The 25497-nt window shown below is 55.7% G+C and carries 18 protein-coding genes and 1 CRISPR repeat array; of the genes, 11 read left to right on the top strand and 7 right to left on the bottom strand.

What is annotated here, in order from left to right; translation table 11 throughout:
- The first annotated feature begins 28 nt into the window (after nt 1–28).
- On the top strand, nt 29–1333 hold the full coding sequence (locus ACWAU0_RS02210; RefSeq protein ID WP_523070755.1) for a glutamate-5-semialdehyde dehydrogenase: 1305 nt from the start codon (nt 29–31) through the stop codon (nt 1331–1333).
- Between the two features lie 48 nt (nt 1334–1381).
- Here ACWAU0_RS02210 and ACWAU0_RS02205 read toward each other — a convergent pair whose 3' ends face one another.
- From ACWAU0_RS02205 to ACWAU0_RS02190, 4 genes are all read right to left on the bottom strand, one after another.
- Nucleotides 1382–2314 (bottom strand): hypothetical protein, encoded by a 933-nt coding sequence (locus tag ACWAU0_RS02205; RefSeq protein WP_240617990.1) that lies wholly within the window; start codon nt 2312–2314, stop codon nt 1382–1384.
- A 269-nt stretch (nt 2315–2583) separates the two neighbouring features.
- Nucleotides 2584–3033, bottom strand: coding sequence for a hypothetical protein (locus ACWAU0_RS02200; RefSeq protein ID WP_165786281.1), 450 nt, complete (start codon nt 3031–3033; stop codon nt 2584–2586).
- A gap of 120 nt (nt 3034–3153) precedes the next feature.
- Complete coding sequence (locus tag ACWAU0_RS02195; RefSeq protein ID WP_458138176.1) at nt 3154–3579, bottom strand: VOC family protein; 426 nt, start codon at nt 3577–3579, stop codon at nt 3154–3156.
- An 82-nt stretch (nt 3580–3661) separates the two neighbouring features.
- Nucleotides 3662–5026 (bottom strand): cytochrome P450, encoded by a 1365-nt coding sequence (locus tag ACWAU0_RS02190; RefSeq protein WP_458138175.1) that lies wholly within the window; start codon nt 5024–5026, stop codon nt 3662–3664.
- A 371-nt stretch (nt 5027–5397) separates the two neighbouring features.
- Between ACWAU0_RS02190 and ACWAU0_RS02185 the strand changes: the two genes are divergently transcribed.
- The 5 genes from ACWAU0_RS02185 (at nt 5398) to csb2 (ending at nt 13784) form a co-directional block, all read left to right on the top strand.
- Nucleotides 5398–6369 carry a helix-turn-helix transcriptional regulator gene (locus tag ACWAU0_RS02185; protein WP_458138174.1) on the top strand — a complete coding sequence of 324 codons (972 nt, stop codon included), beginning with the start codon at nt 5398–5400 and terminating at the stop codon, nt 6367–6369.
- Nucleotides 6370–6461: 92 nt separating this feature from the next.
- Nucleotides 6462–8816, top strand: a complete 2355-nt coding sequence (gene cas3g / locus ACWAU0_RS02180) for a type I-G CRISPR-associated helicase/endonuclease Cas3g (RefSeq protein WP_319961268.1) — start codon at nt 6462–6464, stop codon at nt 8814–8816.
- Entirely contained in the window at nt 8813–11104 is a 2292-nt protein-coding gene (cas8g1, locus tag ACWAU0_RS02175) for a type I-G CRISPR-associated protein Cas8g1/Csx17 (RefSeq protein WP_319961267.1), read from the top strand. Before cas3g ends, cas8g1 begins: the two co-directional genes overlap by 4 nt.
- Nucleotides 11105–11267: 163 nt before the next feature.
- Complete coding sequence (gene cas7g, locus ACWAU0_RS02170; RefSeq protein WP_319961266.1) at nt 11268–12263, top strand: type I-G CRISPR-associated RAMP protein Csb1/Cas7g; 996 nt, start codon at nt 11268–11270, stop codon at nt 12261–12263.
- A gap of 3 nt (nt 12264–12266) precedes the next feature.
- Complete coding sequence (csb2, locus tag ACWAU0_RS02165; RefSeq protein ID WP_458138173.1) at nt 12267–13784, top strand: type I-G CRISPR-associated protein Csb2; 1518 nt, start codon at nt 12267–12269, stop codon at nt 13782–13784.
- Nucleotides 13785–13788: 4 nt separating this feature from the next.
- Here csb2 and ACWAU0_RS02160 read toward each other — a convergent pair whose 3' ends face one another.
- Both ACWAU0_RS02160 and ACWAU0_RS02155 read right to left on the bottom strand, forming a co-directional pair.
- On the bottom strand, nt 13789–14133 hold the full coding sequence (locus tag ACWAU0_RS02160) for a type II toxin-antitoxin system PemK/MazF family toxin (RefSeq protein ID WP_523070754.1): 345 nt from the start codon (nt 14131–14133) through the stop codon (nt 13789–13791).
- The gene (locus ACWAU0_RS02155; protein WP_319961263.1) at nt 14130–14438 is read right to left on the bottom strand and encodes a ribbon-helix-helix protein, CopG family; all 309 of its coding nucleotides are present in this window, start codon (nt 14436–14438) and stop codon (nt 14130–14132) included. Before ACWAU0_RS02155 ends, ACWAU0_RS02160 begins: the two co-directional genes overlap by 4 nt.
- Nucleotides 14439–14511: 73 nt before the next feature.
- Here ACWAU0_RS02155 and ACWAU0_RS02150 point away from each other — a divergent pair, with 73 nt between their 5' ends.
- The 4 genes from ACWAU0_RS02150 to ACWAU0_RS02135 all read left to right on the top strand — a co-directional run bounded on the left by ACWAU0_RS02150 (nt 14512) and on the right by ACWAU0_RS02135 (nt 23852).
- Complete coding sequence (locus tag ACWAU0_RS02150) at nt 14512–14715, top strand: hypothetical protein (RefSeq protein WP_458138171.1); 204 nt, start codon at nt 14512–14514, stop codon at nt 14713–14715.
- Nucleotides 14716–14739: 24 nt separating this feature from the next.
- Nucleotides 14740–16461: a CRISPR-associated endonuclease Cas4g/Cas1g gene (cas4g/cas1g, locus tag ACWAU0_RS02145; protein WP_319961261.1), complete on the top strand. Its 1722-nt coding sequence runs from the start codon at nt 14740–14742 to the stop codon at nt 16459–16461.
- Complete coding sequence (gene cas2, locus ACWAU0_RS02140; protein WP_319961260.1) at nt 16461–16757, top strand: CRISPR-associated endonuclease Cas2; 297 nt, start codon at nt 16461–16463, stop codon at nt 16755–16757. Before cas4g/cas1g ends, cas2 begins: the two co-directional genes overlap by 1 nt.
- Nucleotides 16758–16966: 209 nt before the next feature.
- Nucleotides 16967–19629: a CRISPR direct-repeat array (repeat unit 36 nt; unit sequence GCATTCCCCGGCCTCCCGCCGGGGCCTCATTGAAGC).
- Nucleotides 19630–19955: 326 nt separating this feature from the next.
- Entirely contained in the window at nt 19956–23852 is a 3897-nt protein-coding gene (locus ACWAU0_RS02135; protein WP_319961259.1) for a PAS domain S-box protein, read from the top strand.
- A 32-nt stretch (nt 23853–23884) separates the two neighbouring features.
- Here ACWAU0_RS02135 and ACWAU0_RS02130 read toward each other — a convergent pair whose 3' ends face one another.
- On the bottom strand, nt 23885–24160 hold the full coding sequence (locus ACWAU0_RS02130) for a hypothetical protein (protein ID WP_033157059.1): 276 nt from the start codon (nt 24158–24160) through the stop codon (nt 23885–23887).
- Here ACWAU0_RS02130 and ACWAU0_RS02125 point away from each other — a divergent pair.
- Nucleotides 24159–25421: an alpha/beta hydrolase gene (locus ACWAU0_RS02125; protein WP_458138170.1), complete on the top strand. Its 1263-nt coding sequence runs from the start codon at nt 24159–24161 to the stop codon at nt 25419–25421. The two genes, ACWAU0_RS02130 and ACWAU0_RS02125, sit on opposite strands and share 2 nt — an antisense overlap.
- The last annotated feature ends 76 nt before the right edge of the window (nt 25422–25497 follow it).

Below are 25497 nucleotides of genomic sequence, written 5' to 3'. Positions count from 1 at the left end.
CGAGCGCTGGTGACCTTTAATTCCTTACGTGAAAAAACCGGTCAGTATCAGCAGCCTCAAAATCAATTTTTTAAGACATATGACTATCAACACCATCCAAACCATCGCCCAACAAAGCCGCGCCGCGTCGCGCCAATTAGCATCAGCGTCCGAATCTGCGCGCAATCTGGCACTGGCGAAAATGGCCGAAGCGCTGGACTCGGTCAGGCAGCAGGTGTTGGACGTCAATGCCCAGGAAATTGTCAAAGCCCGCGACGAAGGACAATCCGAGGCGATGGTGAAGCGGCTGACGATAGACGATAAAACCTTTAATTACATGTTGTCGCGCCTGAAAAAAGTGGCGCAATTGCCGGACCCATTGAACCGGATACTGACCGGCCATACCAATCCGGCCGGACTGCGGGTGTACAAAAAATCGGTGCCGCTCGGCGTGATCGGCATTATTTACGAGTCGCGCCCCAACGTCACCACCGACGCCGCCGGGGTGTGCATCAAAAGCGGCAATGCGGTGATCCTGCGCGGCGGCTCGGAAGCCTTGCAAACCAACGCGATACTCACCGATGCGATGATTGCCGGCGCGGTCGCGGCCGGTCTGCCGGAACATGCGATACAGATCATCCGCACGCCCGGCCACGAAGCGGTGGGCGAGCTGTTGAAAATGGATGAATACATCGACGTATTGATTCCGCGCGGCGGCAAAGGCTTGATCAAGCGCATCGCCGAAGGCACGCGGATTCCGGTTATCAAGCATTACGACGGCATTTGTCATTTGTATCTTGCTGCCGATGCCGACCCGGAACAAGCCGTTGCCTTGGCCGTGAATTCCAAATGCCAAAGTGTGCAAGTCTGTAACTCGCTGGAAACCTTACTGGTGGACAGTGCATGCGCCGCACAGCTATTACCACTACTTCAAACCGCATTTGCTGAAAACCATATCGAATTGCGCGGCTGCGAACAAACCCTAAAACTGTTACCGGGTGTAGTTCCAGCGACAGAGGAAGACTGGCATAGCGAATATCTGGCGCCGATACTTTCGGTGAAGATTGTCGACGGCATTCAACAAGCAATAGACCATATCAACCGCTACGGTTCCGGCCATACCGACGGTATCGTCACGCAAAGCCTAAGCCTGGCTCGGCAGTTTGAGGAACAGGTGGATTCGGCGTCGGTGATGATTAACGCCTCGACCAGATTATCGGGCGGTGGCGATTACGGCTTGGGTTCGGTGGTGGGTATCAGCACCGATAAACTCCACGTCCGCGGCCCGGTCGGGCCGGATGAACTCACCACCTACAAGTGGGTGGCGTATGGGGATGGACATTTGCGCGGCTAGGTAGCAACGCTAGAGACCTGTCCGCGATGTAAATACAGGAAATGCCGATTATTTTTCTATTCTTAAACCAATACCCATGTGATCGGTAACAGCCGCTGTATATCTGCCGCCGCCGCTCACCGGCGTCGATTGTGAGAGGTAGACGACTTCCGCCAGTTTTAGGCTAGTCGTGTTAAAAACGGCTACATCGTATTTTTTGGTGGCCGTGCTGTTAGTGCCTTCAAAGCTGCGTTGATGCGAGTCGAAGGGATTTATGCTGTCACCGGGGTGGGCGTCGCTAAATTTGATGCCCAACGCTCGACTAAGCACTCTGGCGGTAAAATCGTTGGTCGGCTGATTCGTATCGCCCATTACCACGTCAATCGGCCCCAGTCCGGCTTGAATCACCACGCTGTTAATTTTTTGGTAATAGCTCATCAGGCTATTTTCATCTTTGGCGATGGAATTTGGCACGTGTACGAATACCACGATGATGTTGTAACACGCTATCGCCAGCCAACCGTCGCCTTCGCCCAGAAATTTGTTGGCCGCATCTTTAGTGGAATGGACGCTAAAGCAATTACAAGCCTTGGCAGGCGAGGATGTATGAATCAATTGCCCGGCGTTGCTATGCAGGGATGTCCAGTCCGAATGGCTGCTGTCCAGTTCGCCGCACACCAGTAAATCGGCGCCGCCGAAAGCGCGTATCAGGTTTTGGTAAATTTGCCGGACCTTATTGGCAACCATACTCGAAAAACTGTCGTTGCTGTGTTGGCCTTTATCCATGTATCCGGACGACGCTGTCGAACGCAGTTCGGCTGGTCCTTGTACCGGAATGTCCGGCGAAATATCGGGCGCGGTCGGCAGAACCAGATTCCAGGGGGCCGAATTTTGCGCCATATGCTCATGTGTCATTCTCGTGAAGTACTGAGAATTGGAGGCGCTGATACCGTGCTCGGAACTGGAGTTAGAGTTAAGGGATTGGTACGCAATAATCGGCATGTTTAGGTCCTTAAATCCGCTGAGATTTTGTTTGGAAGCAAAGAGAATATCGCGCTGAGATAGATCAATGAGGATATTGTCCGCCGATGGTAGCAGTTTGTCAGGCGGCTCTCAACAGCCTGTTTGGCGGCTTGGATAACCGGTCTTTGCGCAAATGGATTAACCGGGACTTTGCAGTCCGGAGCCTTTGGACCACGCAGCGATTCGGTATAGCCGCTGTGCTCCCGCCTGCGCGGGAGCGACGATATTGGCCAGGGGCGGATTAATAATCAGTTTTCGCCTCTACTGATATTATGCTGATGCTCAATAGATTCGGTTAAGTTATAGCCGTTGTCATTAAATAAATCGCCGGTAAAAAACAAGCGCATATCGATAATCCAGCCTATTTTTCTTTGCTTGTTATTTTCGACAATAATAGTCGCCAGCTTTTGGTTGTTATCAATAACCTGCGTCACAATGGTCTTTGGATAATCAGGATCTTCTTTTAAAGCTCCGGATACTATGCGCTGAGCCGATTCTATGGTTAGTATCTGGGTGATATTAGGGGTTGCCGAGTTTTTATCGTTTATTAACGATTGCGCTTTAAAATAACCAATATCGTAAGCCAGTTTGGCAATCAGGCTAATGACAATAGCCACGCCCCAAACGGACAGGCCGATTTTTAATCGTCTTCTAACGCGAGGATGAGATAGTCTTTGCAGAAAAACTCTAAATTTCATTTTGATGTGATTATCCGGCCTTATCGGCCACTATTGAATATTAATGGTTGCAGTTTTTGCTCAATAACGCCCGAGCAACTGATATAACGCCAGTGCAAGGCGGGTTATTGGAATCTTGGTTTAGTTCGGCAGTTGCACAAAACCGTGTTGGTCGATTGGAAAAAAAGGATTGAAACAAACCTCCCAGAGAAAGCCGTCGGGGTCGGAAAAATACCCCCTGAAGCCGCCCCAAGCCGCTTTTTCGCCAGGACGAACCAGCTTACCTCCCGCCGAAACCGCTTCAAGCAAGGTTGCGTCAACTTCTTTTGCCGATGCGACGTTGTGAGCCAGCGAAAATCCGGCAAAGCCTGAGCCATTGGCCGATACCATTGCGTCGTCTGCTAATGCTTCGCGGCCATACAACGCAAATGCCAGGCTCCCCACCTGAAAGAATGCCACTTCCTGCTGGCTGCCGGACGATTCTTGCCAACCCAGCGCCTTATAAAAACGCCGGCTTCTAGCCAAATCGGCTACGCCTAGTGTGACAAAACTAATGGTCTGTTTCATGACGCTCCCTGTTACGTAAAAAGGCCGTCTAGTCGGCCCGTGCGACGCCGACTAGCTATAACCGTCAGCGCAGACCGTAAGCTTAACCAATTGGTTCCACTCTGCCAACAACCGGACGGTCCGGTTTCAACGTAACGCTGAAGGCTTCTTTGACGGAAATGTCGGTTTCGAAGGTAAATGCCTTGAAAAAACTGGCTATAACCAACAGCATTTCCAGCTCCGCGAAATGACGCCCTATACAATTATGCAAACCGCCGCCGAACGGAAAAAAGGCGTATTTGTGTCCGCCGGGCGTCGCGGTTTCCAGAAATCTGTCGGGATTAAAAGCGTCCGGGCCGTCCCAAAGCCGGGCGCTGTGGTGCGTGGTGTGCATGCTTAATAACACGATGGTGCCGGCGGGAATCGCATAATCACCCAGCTCTATGTCCTGAACGGTTTGCGTGGACAGCGCCGATGTGGGCGGATACAGGCGCAGGGTTTCGTTCAACGCGGCTTTGGTATAACTCAGCTGGCCTAAGTGCGCGGAGCTTAAGGTTTCGTTCGGCAAGCTGCGGATTTCGGCGGCTATCTTGTCGCGTACCTCCGGGTGCCTGCCGGTTAAATAAAAAAACCACACCAAGGTATTGATGGTGGTTTCCTGGCCGGCGAAGAACAGATTGACGGCTTCGTCTTGCAGCAAATTGTCGGGCATCGTATAGCCGGTGCTCCGGTCGCTGGCTTGCATTAACTGCGATATCAGACTTTGTCCCGGATTCGTCCGCGTCTGCGCAATTTCCGCACCGATAAAGGTTTGCAGATAGTTCACGGCGGTCAGATAACGCTTCGATTTTAGCGGGATGAAGCGTTTCAAACGGCGGCCAAGCACAATTTCGCTGCCCAACTGTACCGGCAACTCCTGACAGATGATTTCAATCACCTTGATCAGCTCCGCGCCGTTGCTCAACTGATCCACGGACTTGCCCAGCAGGATACGGATAAAAATCCGCTGAATCAGCCGCTTAATCGCAGTGCTTAAATCAACTTGGCCTGACGCCGCCTTTTTCAACTCTTCAGCCATCGCCGCCGCTTCTTCGACCATGATCAACTCATAGTTTTTAACCGTGTCCTTGGTAAACAACGGTTGCATCAAGCGGCGCTGTTTACTCCAAACCTGGCTTTCGCTATTGACCAAGCCGTTACCGAACAGCGATTTCTTGGCGCCATAAAGAAAATTACGGTTCAACTGGCCCTTGCCCTCCAGATTGAAAATCTGCTCTATATATTCCGGGTCGCAGACGAACAGAATTTTTCTGCCCAATAGCCGTCCCAACACCAGCTCGCCGTATTGCTTATGAATCCGGGCCAGCGTCGCCAGCGGCCGCCAGATCAACTGCATCATCGGTAAAAGCACCGAATGCTCGGGCAGTGAGGTTTTTTTCGAACGGTTCAATAAAGTCGAGTTTTCCATGGTTTCAATCGGTCATAGACTGCAGTTTTAACGAGCGTTCAGCCCGCGGCCAGCAACTTAGGCGGGCGCCGTTGAATTGCCTACCTCATATGCAAGCGGGCTGGAGTCAGGAACGTAATGTAAGGTTAAAGCTTTGTTGAGCCCATTATCACTAGCTTCTTCCAAAGGGCAATGGCAGTTTTTGCATGTCTTAAGCAAGGCTGGTAAGACAAGGCATCACTTTGCCAAGTTTAGCGGGTAAAAGTGTCATCATGAGGCTGGCTTTATAGGTTTTGGCAAACTCAGCTAGGCCCGTAAAAGTCGGCCCGGTCACGCTTGAAAAACTGGTCTAAGCTGTTAGCGACAAATCATCAGGGATAGAGATTTCCGCCATGCAACACCTCGACAAGATCGTCAAGCTTCACAGAGTACTCAAGCACCGGCGCACGCCGATTTCCGGATCAGAAATAGACAAAGAACTGGTTTGCTCAAAAGCCACCCGTCAGCGCTTGGTGGACGACTTGCGCTACCGTTTGAACGCGCCGCTGGTCTGCGACCGCAGCGCCGGCGGTTACTACTACGACCGCGACGACCCGCGCCACCCGTTCGAACTACCCGGCATCTGGCTCACCGCCGAAGAACTGCAAGCCCTGATCGCCTGCCAACACCTGCTCGGCAACCTGGCGCCGGGCTTATTGCAAAATGAAATCGGCCAACTCCGCGACCATCTGCAAAAACTGCTGGACCGCTCGCCGGGCGTTAAGACCCCGCAATTGGGCCGCATCAAAATCCTTAGCCAAGCCTACCGCAGCCGCAACGACGACTTGTTTCTGACCTTGGTCCAAGCCCTGTTCAATCAACACCGGCTAATTATCCAGTATCACGCCCGCAGCGACGACCAAACCAGCGAGCGATCGGTATCGCCGCAAAATCTGGTTTTGTACAAAGACAACTGGTACCTCGATGCCTACTGCCACCAGCGCAACGAACCGCGTACCTTCGCGCTGGACCGCATCAGATCGGCAACCGCCAGCGGCGAACCGGCGCAACTGCTGGACCCGGCCACGCTGCAACAACATTTTGGCTCCTCCTACGGCATCTTCGCCGGCATGCCCAAACACACCGCCATCCTCAATTTCTCCGCCAAAGCCGGCCGCTGGGTAGCCGACGAAACCTGGCACAGCCAACAAGAACACGAGTGGCTAACCGATGGCCGCTACCAACTACGCATCCCCTTCAACCGTCACGAAGAGCTACTGATGGATATTTTGAAATACGGCGCCGAGGTGGAGGTAGTGGAGCCGGGGTTTTTGCGGGAGTTGGTCAGGCAAGAAGCGGAGAAGTTGCTGGCGCTTTACCGATGACTTGAAAAATAGTTGTACGAAAAAAATCTCGGCCTCAGGTTCTGAGACCGAGCCATGTTAGAAAACGTTTACCCTGATTCAAAAGGTTTGCCATGAGCGACTACAGCGCATTTTTCAGACAAGCAACATTGTTAGCGGAACCTTTTCCGTATCAACAAACCCTTGCCCAAGCTGCTTGGCCGGATTTCCTGGAAATTCCAACCGGCCTCGGCAAAACCGCCGCAATCATATTGGCGTGGCTTTATAAACGCCAAGTCGCGCATGATGCCGACACGCCGCGCCGACTGGTGTACTGCTTACCGATGCGGGTTTTGGTCGAGCAAACCCAAGCCAACATCGATTCCTGGCTAGAACGCTTGAATCTGCAAGATCAAGTCAATGTTCACATTTTGATGGGCGGCGAAGACGGCCAATCCTGGGTGATGCAACCGGAAAAAGACGCTATTCTGATCGGTACTCAGGACATGCTGTTGTCGCGCGCCTTAATGCGCGGCTACGGCGTTAGCCGTTACCAATGGCCTGTGCATTTTGCCTTGCTGCATAACGAGGCACTGTGGGTGTTCGACGAAGTGCAGTTGATGGGGGCGGGCTTATCGACCAGCGCGCAAGTGGAAGCCTTCCGGCGTACGCTGACAACCAGTGTCGTCACAAAAAGCCTTTGGGTTTCCGCCACCTTAAATCGCGATTGGTTGAATACAGTAGACTTTGCCGATTATTTGCCAAAGGCAATCAGTTTGCCATTGAGCAGCGCCGAACAAGCCCTGCCAGAGGTACAACGACGCATTAAGGCGATAAAGCGCCTTTCCAAAGCGGCATGCCTGCTAAGCACCGAAACCAAAAAAAACTACGTCGCGCAACTCGCCGAACTGGTTAGCCAACAGCATCAACTAGGGACGAACAGTTTGGTGATCGTCAATCGGGTCGAACGCGCGCAGCAGATATATGCTCAACTGAAAAAGCAAAAGCCGGCGGCGGAATTATTGTTGGTTCATGCCCGATTCCGGCTGCAAGAGCGGCGGCAACTCAACCAGCGTTTACAGCAAGTGGCACCGGAAGCGGGCCGCATCATCATCGCCACCCAAGCCATCGAAGCCGGGGTGGATATTTCCAGCAAGACCTTGTTTACCGAGATTGCGCCGTGGTCGTCGTTGGTCCAACGCTTCGGGCGCTGCAACCGTTACGGCGAATATAACCAAACCGGCGGCGCGGATATTTTCTGGATCGACATCGAAGACGATACCTTGCCCTACGCGCCGGAGGATTTTGCACTTAGCCGCAGCCATTTGCTGAGTCTGGAGAGCGCCACGCCGTCCGAACTGCCGAAAGTGACCACTGAACAGGCGATTCATCCCGTCCTGCGCAAAAAAGATTTTCTGGATTTGTTCAACACCGACGCCGACCTGAGCGGCTTCGACACCGACATTTCCCCATTCATCCGTGACCAAGGCGCGGCGCAACTACGGGTGTTTTGGCGCGACATCGAAAAGCCGCAGACTGACGAACCGCAACCTTTGCATAGCGAGCTTTGCCCGGTGTCGATGGGACAAATCAAAGACTATTTCAAAGACAAGGAGCGAGCCGCTTTCGTCTGGGACGGCTTGGCAAAAACTTGGAAAAAGATCGATCAGCCATTTCCGGGCATGACCTTGCTCTTGCTGGCCCGACACGGCGGTTACGATCTGGAATCAGGCTTCGATCCCATCAAAAAACCAGCGATGCCGGTCGTGTTGTCGGAAGCGGCGCAAAGCGATGACAGTTTTACCGGCGACCAAGATAGCCGTAAAACCAAGGCGATAGAACTGCCCGCTCATTTGCGGCATGTTTTCGAACATGCCCAACACTTGGTAGAACAGGTGCAGGCCCAAGCAATTGGAAAACACGCGGTAGTTACAGCCGCTGCTTGGCATGACGTGGGTAAATCGCACAAAGTATTTCAACACACCATGCTGCAAGATGAACGGCTGAGCGATGAAAAGCTTTGGGCCAAATCCGCGGCAAACGCCGGTCACCAACGCCGATATTTCCGCCACGAACTGGCCTCCATGCTGGCGTGGCTAATCAACAACGCCGAACATCCGCAACGCGACCTGATTGCCTATTTGATCGTCGCCCACCACGGCAAAGTGCGCTTAAGCATCAGAGCCATGCCGGACGAAAAGCCTCCCAAGGACAAGCCGCATATCCTGTTTGCCCGTGGCGTTTACCAAGGCGACCGTTTGCCGGAAGTTGCCATCCTCGACCAAATCATGCCGGCTACCGAGTTGCGGCTGGAATTGATGCAACTGGGCGAAACCGAAGTGATGGGGCCGTCTTGGACCACGCGCGTGCAGAACCTATTGCGCGAATACGGCCCATTCGAACTGGCCTGGTACGAAACCCTGGTCCGCATCGCCGACTGGCGCGCCTCGGAAGCCGAACAACAAGAGGGTACGGAGAATCCGCTATGAGCCACGAAATCGAATTAAAAGGCTGCGCACCTACACCGCTGGCCTATTACCTGAAGGCGCTGGGCATACTGCGTTTGGTCGCGGAGCAGAAAGACCCGAATGCGAAAGGTTGCTGGCGGGACGAGGCCTTTGTGTTGCAAAGCAGTTTGGATAAAGAAAGTCTGTTGCGGTTTTTTCTGGATGAGTATCGACCCACGCCGATTACCGCGCCTTGGAATGGCGGGAGCGGATTTTACTTTCAGGAAGGCAAGACCAGTAACGTCGATCCTGAAACCGGAAAAAAATTAAAAACCGGCGTACGAGATCAGGAGACAGAAGCCACTCGCACGGTTAAAGCTTTTATCGATAGCGAATGCGACCGTTTTGCTGTTTATCGGGATGTACTAATACAAATACGCTCATTGCTGACCAAGCACGATTGCCAGGAAGCGCCAAAAGCAGAGGCCAAAGACCTGATGCTGCAAATTTTCCGCAATACCTTTCCCGATGTTTTCCTTAGTTGGTTGGACGCCGTTTTGCTGATCGGCACCGATAAAACCTTTTTTCCGCCATTGCTTGGAACCGGCGGCAATGATGGCAACTTGGACTTCACCAACAATTTCATGCAGCGGCAACTACAGTTGTTCGACCCTCTTACCGGCCAAGCGACAGTATCGAGCGCAGCTTGGCTATCAAACTCGCTATTTGCCGATGCCACACCACAGATGCACAAAGACGCGGCCATTGGACAATTTTTCCCCGGTAACGCGGGTGGCCCGAACGCAACGGTGGGCTTCGAGGCCAAATCGCTGATAAATCCTTGGGACTTTGTGCTGATGCTGGAAGGGGCGTTGTTGTTTGCCGCCAATACCACCAGACGCTTGCAGCAGGATAAAAACAGTAGTTTGAGTTACCCCTTCACCGTTCGGATGGCCGGTGGCGGTAGTGGTGCGGGCAACCAAAACGACGAAGCGGATTCGCATGACGAAATCTGGTTGCCTGTGTGGTATCAAGCGACAGGTCTAAACGAGTTAAACGGCTTGTTTCAAGAAGGCCGGGCCACCGTGGGCAGAAGACCAGCCAAAGACGGCTTGGACTTCGCGCGTGCCGTGGCGTCCTTGGGCGTGGATCGCGGCATTACCGAATTTCAGCGCTACGGGTTCATGATGCGTTCCGGTAAATCGTATCTGGCTACACCGATAAGCCGGATTGCAACGCGCGCTAACCCATCGGCAGAATTGATTAACGATTTGGAACGCAACCGCTTTTTGGACGGTTTGCGCCGCTTTGCCCGCAGTGACAAAGCGTCGGCGCGATTGGCCTCATTGGCGCATCAACTGGAAAACCGTTTGTTCGACCTCACGCGCGGCGCGGATCGTCGGGTTTGCCAAGACATTTTGATGTTACTCGGCAAAATTCAACGCACTGTCAGTATCAGCCCGAAAGCAAAAGAAGACATTCACCAATCGATACCCTTATTAAGCACGCAGTGGCTGGTCGCCAGCGACGATGCCAGCCCGGAGTTTCGATTAGCCTGCGCTTTGGCCGGCTTAAAAGCCGTTGGCGGCGGATCAACAAAATCCGCATTACAGGAAAGCCCTACCGAATCGGTTTTCGACACATCTGCCGGTTTGCCTATGCGCTTACATTTTGCCGGCATCAAACTCGACAAGAAAGGCTATGTCTGGGACAACGAATCGCGGCTGGCCGTTTGGGGCGAAGGTTCTCTCACGCAAAATCTGAATGAAACCCTGCGTTGCCGCTGGCTGGCGGCGCAACGGCTTTCACATAAGGACAAACCCTTTGCCTATGGTGTCGGCGCCAATCAAGCCGATATAGCCGCATTTTTGGCTGGCTCTGTGGATGATCGGCGGATCAGCGACTTGGTGCAGGGCTTGGCATTGCTCAAGGACTTCAACTCAACCGGACTTCAAACACCCACAATTCGGCATGCCGCATTGCCCGCCGCCTATGCCTTGCTTAAGCCGTTTTTCGTGCCGGATCGCGAATTGGTCAGAATCGGTCTCTTGGCGGCGGATGCCAAGCTACCGCTACGCGGCGAGTTACTGTCCTGGTTGGCCGCCAATCAAACGCAAAAAACCGTCGATTGGGCTTGGGCCAAGCTGCGCCAAGTCGGCGTCGGTTTGCCGCATTTCCCGCAGCAAGCGCCAAGAGCAGTTGGAATCGATGGGCCTCGCCTGTTGGCGGCGTTAGCTTTTCCGCTCGCATCCGGCCAACTGAAAAGTCTGTTGCTGACGCTGGGCACCGGTGAAAAAGCAACGGAACAGCAAGCCGAATCGGCCCAATGACATTTACCTCACATATTCCTTGTTCCAACGCGCCGCGTTGGAATACCGGGCTTGAACGCGCGGCGGTCAGCCTAGGCACCGCAGCGCGGTGCATTCGGGTTACCACGCAGCGCGTGGTAACCAGGGAATTGCATATTTTTATTTTGTTACCAGGAGATAAACCATGAGTATCGACTTTTCCGCTCTACACGCCGCCCCAAGACTGTTGATCGAGGCCGAATTACAACCCCTGCAAGGCGCGCGTTTTCAGCCCACCGGATTTCCCGACTTGGGCGCCGCCGTTTACGATGGACCCAACGGAAATCGACTACTGCTGGTGGAATCGGCGCAGAGTATGGCTAACCGGATGGAGACCGTTTGCTGGGATGCGCCGAATGATGATTGGGTGGCCCCGCTAAAAGGCTTACCCTTGATTAAGGTGATTGATAATCAAGGGAAACCTTTAACCAACACAGTACAGGAAGCCCACCGCCTAAACTCGGCATACGTCCTTGAGGGAAAAGACCAAACAGTCTTTGATAAATTGAAAGCCGAATTGGCGGACATGGACGAGGGGGCAGTAGATCTCAAAAAGCTCGCTGCGGTCGTACTGAGATACGACGCAAACGCCTTGCTCCACGGCTTGTTTCTTGCGAAAAAAGAATTGGCAGGCGGTCGCTTACGCTTGCCCCGCGTCGTGTCGTCGTTCATCGAAGCGGAAGACGTGAATTTGGCGCAAAGCGGCGGCGTCAAAAACGACCACGTTAATCCGTCCGGCGATACCGCCAAAGGTTTCGGCAACGTTCCTTATTCGCGCAGCGACTACACAGCACCCAAAATCACTGCTTACTTCAACATCGACCTCGCTCAAATACGCGGTTTCGGCCTGGGCATTGCGGTGGAGCAATTGCTGATCGCCTTGGCGCTCTACAAAATCCGGGCGGTTCTGGACTTCGGTTTGCGCTTACGCACCGCCTGCGATTTGGATGTCAAACAACTGACCGTTACCCGTCCAGACGCTTGGGAACTGCCTGAGCGTAATACCCTGGAAGCCGTGTTACCGGGGTTGATTGCCGCCGTTGCCGCCGAAAACCGCTTTGCCGAGCCGCGGGTTACCACGGTCACCTGGGAAAAAGGCAAAGCCAAAAAGCCCAAGGCCGAAACGGAAAGCGAGGACTAAGCCATGCTTACGCTATCGCTCAGCTTTCCCGGCGGGCGTTACCACGCCACGCCGTGGGGCAGGCACGTCAACGAGGCGGACGTGGCTTGGCCGCCCGACGCATGGCGCTTGACCCGCGCCTTGATTGCCACCTGGTACCGTAAACTCGACCATCAGCTTTACCCTGAGACTTTGCTGACAAGCTTGCTCGGATTGTTGGCGGACGAACCGCCACATTACCGGTTGCCGACGGCGGTACACAGCCATACCCGGCACTACATGCCCAATCGCCAAAAATCCACATTGATTTTTGACGCCTTTGCCCGCGTCGATCCAACTGAAGCGCTGATCGTGCATTGGCCCGAATGCCGACTGAACGAGGCGCAAACCAAATTGCTGGACGAGCTTTTAAACTGCATCTGCTATGTCGGACGCGCTGAATCCTGGGTGGAAGCAAAGCGCCTCGGCGATTGGAACGGAGAACCAAACTGTTTTCCGGGAAGCAGCCAAATCGATCAGGAAACCGGCGAGATTCAGACCGAACCGGTGCAGTTGTTCGCACCGCTTACGCCCGATGCCTACGCCAATTTTCAGCAGCAAATGCAGTCCGGCTTAGCCTTGCGTAAGTTGAAAACCTCCGAATCGAAAAGCATCAAGAAAACCCTGCCGATCAGTTGGTTGGAGGCGGTCAGCCTGGACACCGCCGACTTGCAAAACGCCGGCTGGAGCGCGCCGCCAGCCGCGCAAAAAATTCTCTATCAGCGCCCGATTCAAGCATTGAAAAGCAGCGTTGCCAGCCGCGCCAAACCTAAACCAAGCCCGTCCGCCGACACGGTGCGTTACGCCGTTTACGGCAAGCCGTTGATGCGCGAATTGGATACCATCAGATTTGCCGAGCACGTGCGCCGAGCGGTGATGGGTAAGGCCAAATGGACATTGGGCGAAACCGCGATTCCTCCGTTGCTGTCCGGGCATGGCTTGAATGCCGATAACCGCCACTGTCACGCCTTTTACCTGCCGCAAGCCGACTCCAACGGCCTGCTCGATCACGTGCTAATTCACGTCCCGGCCGGTATTGACGGTGACATGCGCCGGGTTTTCGGCGCGTTAAAAACGGTCAAAGGCTTTGACGGCCAGGAATGGCACTTAATGCTGGAGCATATCGGCCAGCGTGAAGATTTCGAAAGCGTCTCGCCTATCGTCCAGACCGCCAGTGTTTGGCAGTCGCAAACGCCGTATCTGCACCCTTGGCATTGCAAAAAAGACTTCGACGTATCGGCGCAGATTCGCCGGGAATGTTGGGAACGCCAATGGGCCGAACCTACCGAAATCCGGCTGTTACCGAACATTAAGCCCAACGGCCGCGAACTCCGCCCGATTGACTTTCACCGCTTTCGAAGCAAAAGGGGGCTGGTGCAACCGGATACCCGAGGTTCGTTCTGGCAACTGACGTTCGCCGAACCGGTTACCGGCCCGCTGGCATTGGGTTTTGGCTGCCATTTTGGCTTGGGTTTGTTTGCTCCGGTAAAAGCCAATGAATAATGGCTCACCACAACCCCATCACCGCCCGCAAACTCTTCTCCACCGCCGCCAGTTCCTCGGCGGTGACGGTGGCGAGGGGGCCTTCGCCGAAGCGGGAGCGGTCGATGGCGCGCAGTTGTTCGGCCATGACGTAACTGGCGGCTTTCAACCGGCCTTGCGGGGCAATCGGTATCCGCAACGGCGCCAGATTAGGCCGAAACTGGCTGGTCAGCGGCACCACCACGATCGTGGGCAGGCCGCCGGTAATCAGCGTATCGTCCTGCAACACCAGCACCGGTCTAATTTTGCCGATTTCGGCGCCCTTGTTGGGGTTCAGATTGGCGGTCCACACCTCGCCGCGTTTCATCATTCCCACCATTTTTCGTCGGGGTCGATACCGGCGGCGCGTTCATCAGCAATTATTCGGTCCAGGCCATCGTCCGCTGCGTCGAAATCCGCGGCAATTTGCAGCGCTTCCGCCCTGGCTTGCGGATCGTTGGCCAAGGCGTGCGCCGCGGCCACCATTTCCGCCATAAACCGCTCGCGTTCGTGGCGGGCCAGGTATTCGGTGATCGCCAGGCGGGCGATTTCCGATTGGCTTTTGCCTTCCAATTGGGCTTCGGCTTTGAGGTTGGCTTCCACATCGTCGGGTAAACGTAGGCTGATGGCGGGCATGGCGGACTCCTTCAAAAGACAAAATGACAGACAAATTGTATGACAAAACGTATAACAAACCTGGTTTTTTAATATGTGCGATGTAACGACAAGCGATTGGCCCGAAGAAGCGCCTGTGCCCTTAGATCATCCGGAGATTCCGCCGTTAATCCTCGAAGCCGTTTTACAGTATTGGCAACCGGGGTATGTTTTGCATCGAATGGTCACCAAGCAAGGCTTGGAGTGGTGGCTGCTCGATACCGAAGGCGGATTGATCGAAGCGTTTTGGCTTGACTAAATTTTAAGAGCAATCGAGCGAATCATGTCCGACGACCAAGTCCCCATCCAGCTAGAGCTACCGCTACCGTTCCCGGAGCTCTCCGGCGACATGCCTTTATTGCCGGCGCGGATGATTAACGAATACCAGTACTGCCCGCGCTTGGCTTATCTGGAATGGGTGCAGGGCGAATGGGCGGCGTCGGCGGACACCGTGGAAGGCGACCACGCCCATCGCCGGGTGGACAAGCCGTCCAAAAGCTTTCCGGAAGCCGACGAGTTGGACGACGCCGAGAAGCTGCATGGCCGCTCGATTACCCTGTCTTCCAACCGTTTAGGCCTGATCGCCAAGCTGGATTTGATCGAAGCCGAGGACGGCGTGGTCACGCCCATCGATTACAAACGCGGCAAGCGTCCGCACGTGGCGCGCGGTGCTTACGATCCGGAGCGGGTACAGCTTTGCGTGCAGGGCATGGTGTTGCAGGAACACGGTTATGTCTGCGAAGAAGGCGCGTTGTATTTCGTGCAAAGCCGCGAGCGGGTGCGGGTGGCTTTCGACGAAGAATTGAAGCAACTCACCGCCAATGCCATCAACGGTCTGCGCCTGATCGCCGCCGGCGGCCATATTCCGGAACCCTTGCAGGACAGTCCTAAATGCTCCGGTTGCTCGCTGGTGGGTATTTGTCTGCCGGACGAAGTCAATTACCTGCGCCACGCCGATCTCGAACCCCGGCCGCTGGCGGTGATGCGCGACGAAGCCTTGCCGGTTTACGTGCAAGCCTGGAAGGCCAAGATCGGCAAGAAGGGCGAGGAGCTGGAAATCAGCATCGACGACGAAAAAGTCCAAACCGCGCGGCTGGTGGACACTTCGCAAGTGGTGGTCATGGGCAACGTCTACATCACCACGCCGTGTTTGCAAGACCTGATGAAGCGCGAGATTCCGGTCAGTTGGCACAGCTACGGCGGCTGGTTTGTCGGCCACACCATCGGCACCGGCCATAAGAATGTCGAGTTGCGCACCGCCCAATATAAAGCCAGTTTCGACGACAAAACCTGTCTGGCAATTGCCCGCAATCTGGTGCGCGCCAAAATCCAGAATTGCCGAACCCAGGCCCGGCGCAATTGGCGCGCCGACGAGCCGGTGGAAATGTTGCTGGAACCGCTGAAGTCCCTGGCCGACAAATCGCAACGTGCGCTGGATTTACCGCAATTGTTGGGTATCGAAGGCGCGGCGGCGGCCTTGTATTTCGGCGCGTTCGATAAATTGATCAAAAAGCCGGACGACAGCAAACAGATGAGTTTTGACTTCAACACCCGCAACCGCCGCCCGCCCACCGATCCGGTCAACGCCTTGCTGTCGTTTGCGTATGCCATGCTGGTACGCACCTGGACCATGAATCTGAGCGCGGTTGGCCTGGACCCGTATCGCGGCTTTTACCACCAACCGCGTTACGGCCGCCCGGCGTTGGCGCTGGATTTGATGGAACCGTTTCGGCCCATCATCGCCGATTCCACGGTATTGCAAGTCATAAATAACGGCGAAGTGCGGCCCACCGACTTTATCTGTGCCGCCGGCAGCGTGGCCCTGAACGAGGGCGGCCGCAAGCGCTTCATCACCGCTTTCGAACGGCGCTTGAGCCAGGAAGTAACGCATCCCATCTTCGGCTACAAGGCCAATTATCGGCAGGTGTTCGAGATTCAGGCGCGCTTGTTCGGCCGCTATTTGCTCGGTGAATTGCCGGAATATCCCAACTTCACCACCCGCTGATGGCTGCCTACGAACACCTGTATATCGTCACTTACGACATCAGCGATACCAAACGCTGGCGGCGGGTGTTTCGGCTGATGAAAGGTTACGGCGATTGGCTGCAATTGTCGGTGTTTCAATGCCGGTTGAGCCGCAAACGCCATGCGGAATTGGTCTCGTTGCTGGATGGCATCATCCATCATAGCGACGACCATGTTCTGATTATAAATGTTGGGCCGGCGGAAACGGTCAAGCCCTCGGTGGTCAGTTTGGGCAAGGATTTCGACGTGGTGGAACGGCAGCCGGTCATCGTCTGATGTGGATTTTCCGCCGCCGCTTTGCGAGCGCTGTAGTGGCGCGCAAAAACCGGTCAGCTCTCGCAAGCCGGCAGCTCTTTAACAATCAAATACTTAGCAAATTGGATTGGCGCGGCGCAAACTTTTCCGCTAAAGTTGAACGGCCGTTTTACGTAGTCCTCGCAAACGGCCCGCGCAGGCCCCGCCAATCATGGCCTCCAGCCCGCGCTGCATTCCCCGGCCTCCCGCCGGGGCCTCATTGAAGCTTAGAGTTTATCGAAACACTAAGAGAGGAGGCGAAGCATTCCCCGGCCTCCCGCCGGGGCCTCATTGAAGCAAAAGGCGCGCTGGAAGATGGTACGCCTTACGATTTCGCATTCCCCGGCCTCCCGCCGGGGCCTCATTGAAGCTCGTCCGTTTCATTGCTTTGTTGATGATTGGCGGTTAGGCATTCCCCGGCCTCCCGCCGGGGCCTCATTGAAGCGAGAACCGTCAACGCAGTAAGCATTAAACAAATTATCGCATTCCCCGGCCTCCCGCCGGGGCCTCATTGAAGCGCGCGGGGCGATATGCGCCTGGGTCGCTGTTGGCCGCATTCCCCGGCCTCCCGCCGGGGCCTCATTGAAGCCCTCTTTGCGCTCGTTGGTGTTGCGGTCTTTCCACGCATTCCCCGGCCTCCCGCCGGGGCCTCATTGAAGCCATACGACTTCCGTTTTAAATCGCAATCATCGTTAGCATTCCCCGGCCTCCCGCCGGGGCCTCATTGAAGCGCATACGGTCTGGATCGTGATTCAAAATTCAGTTTGGCATTCCCCGGCCTCCCGCCGGGGCCTCATTGAAGCTTCCAAAGAGCAAGACCTTGCTCACCGTCTTGCGCGGGCATTCCCCGGCCTCCCGCCGGGGCCTCATTGAAGCGTTGCCGTCGTGCACTTCTAAATAGCCGGCATTGGCGCATTCCCCGGCCTCCCGCCGGGGCCTCATTGAAGCGGTGGCATGGGCTGGCCAGATACGCGCGAGGTGGTCAATGCATTCCCCGGCCTCCCGCCGGGGCCTCATTGAAGCGCGGGTGGCGGTCAGTAAAAGTTCATAGATCCGCAGCGCATTCCCCGGCCTCCCGCCGGGGCCTCATTGAAGCCTGGTTTGTCGATCGCTGCCTGGACGCCGACCGCCAGCATTCCCCGGCCTCCCGCCGGGGCCTCATTGAAGCAACCATAGACCGATACTGAATAAAATAACGGCCTTGTGCATTCCCCGGCCTCCCGCCGGGGCCTCATTGAAGCTGGTTGCATATGGCAATAACCTTCGAACCGCGGTACTGCATTCCCCGGCCTCCCGCCGGGGCCTCATTGAAGCTGGTACGTTTTGCATTGGCTCCCCATCTGTAAGCATGGCATTCCCCGGCCTCCCGCCGGGGCCTCATTGAAGCAACATTGGCCATGCGAAAAACCAGCAATGACCGCTGCATTCCCCGGCCTCCCGCCGGGGCCTCATTGAAGCCACTGTGCTTCTATAGCAAACTCGATAGCTGAAAACATGCCGTATCGGCATTCCCCGGCCTCCCGCCGGGGCCTCATTGAAGCGCTGAGTGGGTGCGTGGTGGCGTGGTGGCGTGTCTGTGGGCGAGGCATTCCCCGGCCTCCCGCCGGGGCCTCATTGAAGCTAGAAAGTCCATGGAAACTAGGTGCAGGCTGTTTTGGGCATTCCCCGGCCTCCCGCCGGGGCCTCATTGAAGCATAGGTTAAAACCCCTTGTCTAGCGGCTTCTACCTTGCATTCCCCGGCCTCCCGCCGGGGCCTCATTGAAGCTACAGGTACAGGCGATACGGCATCTGGAGCTATAAAGGGCATTCCCCGGCCTCCCGCCGGGGCCTCATTGAAGCAAATCCTTGCTGGACTTAACGCCGCCGATGGTCAGCGCATTCCCCGGCCTCCCGCCGGGGCCTCATTGAAGCAACCGCAGAATAAGGACCGTTACCGGTAGAAAGGGGAGCATTCCCCGGCCTCCCGCCGGGGCCTCATTGAAGCAAGCCAACCTTATGCCATCTTGTATGATAAAAACTCGGCATTCCCCGGCCTCCCGCCGGGGCCTCATTGAAGCGTAGACCTGTTGGCCTACCGATAGTAATGGTTTCAGGCATTCCCCGGCCTCCCGCCGGGGCCTCATTGAAGCTGGTGTTTGGAGTGGTGGGTTTTCCCTCGGGGCTACGCATTCCCCGGCCTCCCGCCGGGGCCTCATTGAAGCATATTGTTGGCGCTTATGTCGATACCGTTCGGCAAAGCATTCCCCGGCCTCCCGCCGGGGCCTCATTGAAGCCCTTTGCAGGGATGTCCCGATATAGATTGCGGCGGTGGCATTCCCCGGCCTCCCGCCGGGGCCTCATTGAAGCCAGACTTGCGCGTCTGTCTGGGCTTGTCCTGTTTGTGCATTCCCCGGCCTCCCGCCGGGGCCTCATTGAAGCGCAGTGATTATGGCAGTGTTATCCAGCCCGATCACCGCATTCCCCGGCCTCCCGCCGGGGCCTCATTGAAGCAATGTTTTCGGGGGTTTTGTTCACGGCACTATCCAGCGCATTCCCCGGCCTCCCGCCGGGGCCTCATTGAAGCGAACGATTCGCGCGCTTGAAGTCACGCACGGCGAAAACGCATTCCCCGGCCTCCCGCCGGGGCCTCATTGAAGCACCGTGACAGTGCAGGAGACCGAGTGATGATCGAGAGGCATTCCCCGGCCTCCCGCCGGGGCCTCATTGAAGCGGTTGTTTGATCAATATCACCGACTTGCTGAACAACGCATTCCCCGGCCTCCCGCCGGGGCCTCATTGAAGCAACATCCCGACATTACCGACCAGACCAACTTAACCGCATTCCCCGGCCTCCCGCCGGGGCCTCATTGAAGCAGTTATCCGGGAAATGAGTCTTGATGATGTGACCTCGGCATTCCCCGGCCTCCCGCCGGAGCACTCAGCCCGAACGGCACATCCGTGATAAATAGGGCCGGGTCAATAATCCAAGCGTATTCCCCCCAACCATCTACCTGCTGCCAGCATTTAATTCCACATAAAAAGTGGCTAAACCTTACGCTGTTTGGGCTAGCTGCTATGTTTAGTTGTATCGGATTTAGAGAATCCAAATGCGGGTTATGCGTTAGCTAACGGATACGGGGCGACGGTATGTCGTTCAAGTTCCCTAAATCGTGCAAATCACTATTACCGATCTTCCTGCCATGAATGACATTCTAAAGTTCCTGACCGACAATAATTTTATGCCGCATGGCTATTGCCTGAGCTGGTCGCCGGGTTTGTTGTGGACCTTCGTGATTAGCGATGGCTTGATATTCCTGTCCTACTTTTTGCTGCCGGTTGCCTTGGGTTATTTCGCGCGGCATCGGCAGGATTTTCCGTATGTCCGGGTGTTGTGGCTGTTTGTGGTGTTCATTCTGGCCTGCGGTACGACGCATCTGATGGATGTCGTGGTGATTTGGGAACCACTTTACGGACTGGATGCGTTTGCCAAAGTGGTGACGGCGATAGTTTCGGTGATAACGGTGGCGGTGCTGATACCGCTGATTCCCAAAGCGCTGCAATTGCCCAGTCCGGCGCAGTTACGCGAGGCCAACGCCCAGTTGCAGCAGGAAGTGGCCGAACGTGAGCGGGTCGAGCAGGCTCTGAAGGCGGCGAACGTATTGCTTGAGCAGGGCTTGGTGGCGGAACGTACCCAGTTGGCGGCGCTGGTCAATTCTTCCGACGATGCGATTATCGGCAAAAATTTGGACGGAATCGTTACCAGTTGGAACCCCGCGGCCGAACGTATTTTCGGTTACAGCGCCGTTGAAATTATTGGTCAGCCGATCACGCTGCTGTTTCCCGCCGAACTGGTGATCACGGAAGCCGACTTGCTCCAGCGGATTTTAAACGGCGAGCGGATCAGCAATTACGAAACCCAGCGGGTGCGTAAAGACGGCAGCCGGATCGAGGTCGCCTCGACGATTTCGGCTATCAAAGATGGCGACGGCAAGGTCATCGGCGCGTCGAAGATCGTCCGCGACATCACTGAGCGTAAGCGTATCAAGGCGGCGCTGCGGGAAAGCGAAGCTAATTTCCGTAAATTGTTCGATGTGGCGCCGGTGCCGATGGCGCTGGTCGCCGCCGACGGTACTATGCTGGCTTTGAACCAGTCTATTGCCCGGACCTTTGGTTATACCTTGTCCGACATCCCAACCGTCGAGGATTGGTGGCAGCATGCGTATCCCGATCCGGTTTACCGGCAAACAGTTTTCGACACCTGGCAGAATTTGCAGCAGCGCGCGGCCGAGCAGCAGGCACCGATAGAATCTCACGAATATCAAGTGACCTGTAAAAACGGCGACGTGCGCACCGCCATCATCTCCGGGGTGACGATAGGCGACAATTTACTGGCAACGTTGATGGACATCACCGAGCGTAAGCGTGCGGAGGAGACGCTGCGCAAATTATCCTTGGTAGTCGAGCAAAGCCCGGAGAGCATCGTTATCACCGACCTGGATGCGCGCATCGAATACGTCAACGAAGCCGTGATCCAGACCACCGGCTACACGCGCTCCGAGCTGTTGGGCCAAAAAGCCAGTCTGTTTAAATCGGGCAAAACCAAGCCGGAGTATTTTGCGGTGCTTTGGGATAATTTGACGCACGGCCGGTCCTGGCAGGGCGAGTTTATCAATAAGCGCAAGGATGGCCGCGAGTTTGTGGAATCGGCTATCGTGGCGCCAATTCGCCAGCAAGACGGGCGGATTAGCCATTACATGGCGATCAAGGACGACATCAGCGAGAAGAAGCAGATGCTCCTAGAGTTGGAGAGCTATCGCGAGCATCTGGAAGAATTGGTGGTTGAACGCACCGAACAATTGGCCGATGCGATGCAAGCAGCGGAAGTGGCCAATGTGTCGAAAAGTGCATTTTTGGCGAATATGAGCCACGAAATCCGCACGCCGATGAACGCGATTATTGGTTTGACGCATTTGCTGCAAAACACCACGCTGGATGCCAAGCAACGTGAACAGCTGGCGAAAATTTCGGTCGCTGCCCAGCATTTGCTGGGCATCATCAACGACATTCTGGATTTCTCCAAGATCGAAGCCGGCAAATTGGTGTTGGACATCGGCGATTTCGATCTCGACCAGGTTTTCAAAAGTTTGAACGACCTGATTTGCGACCGCGCCGCCGAGAAAGGTTTGGAAGTGATTAACCGTATCGACCCGGCGCTACCGGCGGTGTTACGCGGCGATGCGCTGCGGCTGGGACAAATTTTGCTCAATTTTGCCAGTAATGCCGTCAAGTTTACCGACGCCGGACACATCGTGTTTCGGGCTAAATTGCTAGCCAAAAATCCGGTGGGGATTGTGGCTCGATTCGAAATCAGCGACACCGGCATCGGCATGAATGCCGAGCAATGCAGCCGTTTGTTTCAAGCCTTCGAACAAGCCGATTCCACCACGTCGCGGCGTTTCGGCGGCACAGGTTTAGGCCTAGCCATCAGTAAGCGTCTGATCGAAATGATGGGCGGCACGGTGGGTGTGCAGAGCAACTTGGGGCACGGCAGTACGTTTTGGCTGGAATTGCCGTTTGAGTATGCGGTGGGGTCGGCGCTGCAATTGCCTAAGCCGGATATTCGTAAAGGTTTAAAAGTATTGGTGGTAGACGATGTGGCCGAGGCCCGCGAAGCCATCGCCCACATGCTGACGCGGTTCGAGGCGCGGGTGAGCGTCGCCGATTCCGGTTTGGCGGCCGTGCAACAGGTTGTCGATGCCCGGCAAGCCGATGCACCGTTCGATCTGGTGCTGATGGACTGGATGATGCCGGGGGTAGACGGCATTCAAACCGCGCGCCGGATGGGCGAAATCCTCGGCGAGGCCTTACCGAAAATTGTCTTGGTGACCGCCTATAGTTACGACGGCAGCGCCGAGGACTTGTACAGCGTCGGGATTGTGGGGCATCTTGCCAAACCGGTGACGCTGTCGGCCTTACACGATACGATTGCCGGCGTGCTGTCGGGATGGCGGCAAAAAGCGCCCGCGGATGCGCGGCATCCGGATTTATCCCGCCTAAAAGGCCGACGGGTGTTATTGGCCGAAGACAATCTGATCAATCAGGAAGTGGCGTTGGAGTTGTTGCAAGACGCCGGTTTGGTAGTCGATTTGGCCGAAAACGGCCGGATCGCTTGCGATATGGCCGCCAAACAGTTGTACGACCTGATTCTGCTGGACGTGCAAATGCCGGAGATGGATGGTATGGCCGCCAGTCTGGCGATCAGGCGCATGCCGGGGCGGGAAAAGACGCCGATATTGGCCATGACCGCCAACGCCTTTGACGAAGATCGGCGCGCCTGTCTGAGCGCTGGGATGAATGATCATATTCCCAAACCGGTGAATCCGGAGGTGCTGTACGACGTGATGTTACGCTGGATGCCGCCTTTGCCGCCCAGCCCGCCTGCCCGCGGTCATAAAACCCCGGATGAGCAAAACGACGGCAACGCGGCGCTGCTCGAGCGTTTGGCGAACATTCCGGGCCTGGATTTGCAGGCCGGTTTACACAATCTGCAACACAAGCTGCCGTTTTATTTGCGCCAGTTACGCCATTTCGCGCAGCGGCATGCGGCCGAAGTCGACAATATCCGGCATTTATTGGCGGTGGGCGATGGGGAGTCCGCACAAAGAGCCGCGCATTCCTTAAAAAGCAGTGCCGCAACCTTGGGAATAACCCACATCCGGGAGACCGCCGAGGGTATTGAGATCACGTTAAAACAGCGCGCGGCCGCAGCGGCCGAGTCCTTGCAAATTCCGCTCAAACAATTGACGGAGCAACTCGCCTGGTTTATTGCGCAGATTCTCGATGTGTTGCCGGCTGAACCTGCGCTTCAAGACATTTCGCCGCCCATCTATTCCGAGGAAGCGCTGCGTGCGGTGGTCGAAGGCCTGCGGATATTACTGGAGGAGGGCAATATTCAATCGCAAGTTTATGTACAAAACCATCGGGAGCAATTACGGCAAGCTTTTGGCCACGAGGGTGTCGCATCGTTGCTGCGGCATGTCGAGGTGTTTGCTTTCGACCAAGCCTTGGATGTTTTGCAGCGCGATCCGCACCTTTAGCCGGCTGAGACGGGTTTACCCATTTTTACAATTTACCTGCGCCGCTTGATACCGCTGTCGGCGATAATGCCGCACTCGAACCTGTCGCCGATTTTTTGCCGGAGTTGCAAAGTCATGTCCCAAGCTAATAAATTTTTTATGAATCCGGCCCTGTTTATCACGGGTATGCCGTTCCGGCTGGATGCGTCCAAGCCCAGGCGGCGGCGTCCTTCGATAAACTCCGTACCTTCAAGGGCATTAAGGCTAACGGGATTTGAGGGCTGGGTTAGCCATAAAGCGTGCCGATTGCTGTTGGCCTGTGCGCTCATGCTGTTGGTCGCCTGTTCCTCCAGGCCGCCGCTGCCCAGTCAGGAAGATCAGCAAGAAAAATTGAGTGAAATATTGAGCAATGGCGGCTACAAAACCGCGCGGAATTTTCCGGTGGATGTTACGCACGACGTCTGGATTTATCAGCAAACGGAACTGGAAGTAGAGCTGGTCGGGCCGAGTGCGCCGGGAAGCTATCCGTTGATTATTTATCTGCCCAGCTTGGGCGAAGATGCTAAAGCCGGGCGTTTGTGGCGGGAAACCTGGGCCAAGGCCGGCTACCTGGTGTTTAGTATGCAGCCGATGCCGGTCAGCCAAGCCTTGAAGGCCTTGGAGGCGGAGCGGCGCTTCGATGACCCGGAGGAGATTCCGGACGACGAAAATGCGGAGCTGGCTGATGAAAATATGGCGTTGCGACCCGAGCCGGCTGATGGCGGTTGGTTTGGTGACAAGCCGCGTCGGCAATCGCGGACGGCTAGGGAAAGCGAATTGCGTTATGTCGGTCATCAATACTTTGGCATGGAGAATCTGAAAACCCGCTTAGCACAACTATTTTGGGCCTATGCGCAACTGCAAACGCGCGCCGGCTTACGGCAACCTTTGTATGCGTCTGCCGATTTCAGCAAGGTGATACTGGCGGGCTACGACCTGGGTGCGCAAACCGTGACGGCAGCTTTGGGCGAGAATTTTGGTAGCGGTTTGCCGCGCGCAGACCAGCTGAAGCCGGTGGCGGCGATGGTGTTGAGTCCGTCGGTGGATTTGGCGGAAGGCAACGTGCGCAGCCGGTTTCAAGCTTTGCGTCTGCCGATGCTGACGATTACCGGCAGCGAAGATAACGATCCTTACGCGATTAGTTCCGCCGCCGTGCGTACGGCGGTTTGGGAACAGGCTCCGGCCGGCGGCAAATATCTGTTGTTATTGCGCGGCGCCGGGCATCGTTTGCTGTCAGGCAATGAGTTGGGTGGGCGGTTTGGATTGAGCGGGGTGCGGCGCGGCGACTTCGGCATGGATTCCGGCGGCGGTCCGGGCGGACATAATGGCGGCGGGCGGCGCGGCATGAGCGCTGGCGGTGCAGGCGGCGGCTTATTTGGCAAAACAGAGCGCCGCGATCCGAATTTGGGTTATAAACAAGTGGCAGCCATCGCCAGTGTGTCCAGCGCATTTTTGGATATGCTGATTAAAAAAGACGAGTTTGCCCAAGCCTGGCTGAATGAAAAAGCCGGCAAATGGCTGGATAGGGCAGGTACTTTACAAACGCGATAGCCTGCAAAACCTAGGCGTATCGCCTGTTGGCCTTGCCAGTGGACGCGGGCGAAAGCTTGCCCGACCGCTGTGTTTT

This window comes from Methylomonas sp. Uni0009 (genome assembly GCF_054188105.3).
This window is presented reverse-complemented; position numbering and strand designations above follow the sequence as displayed.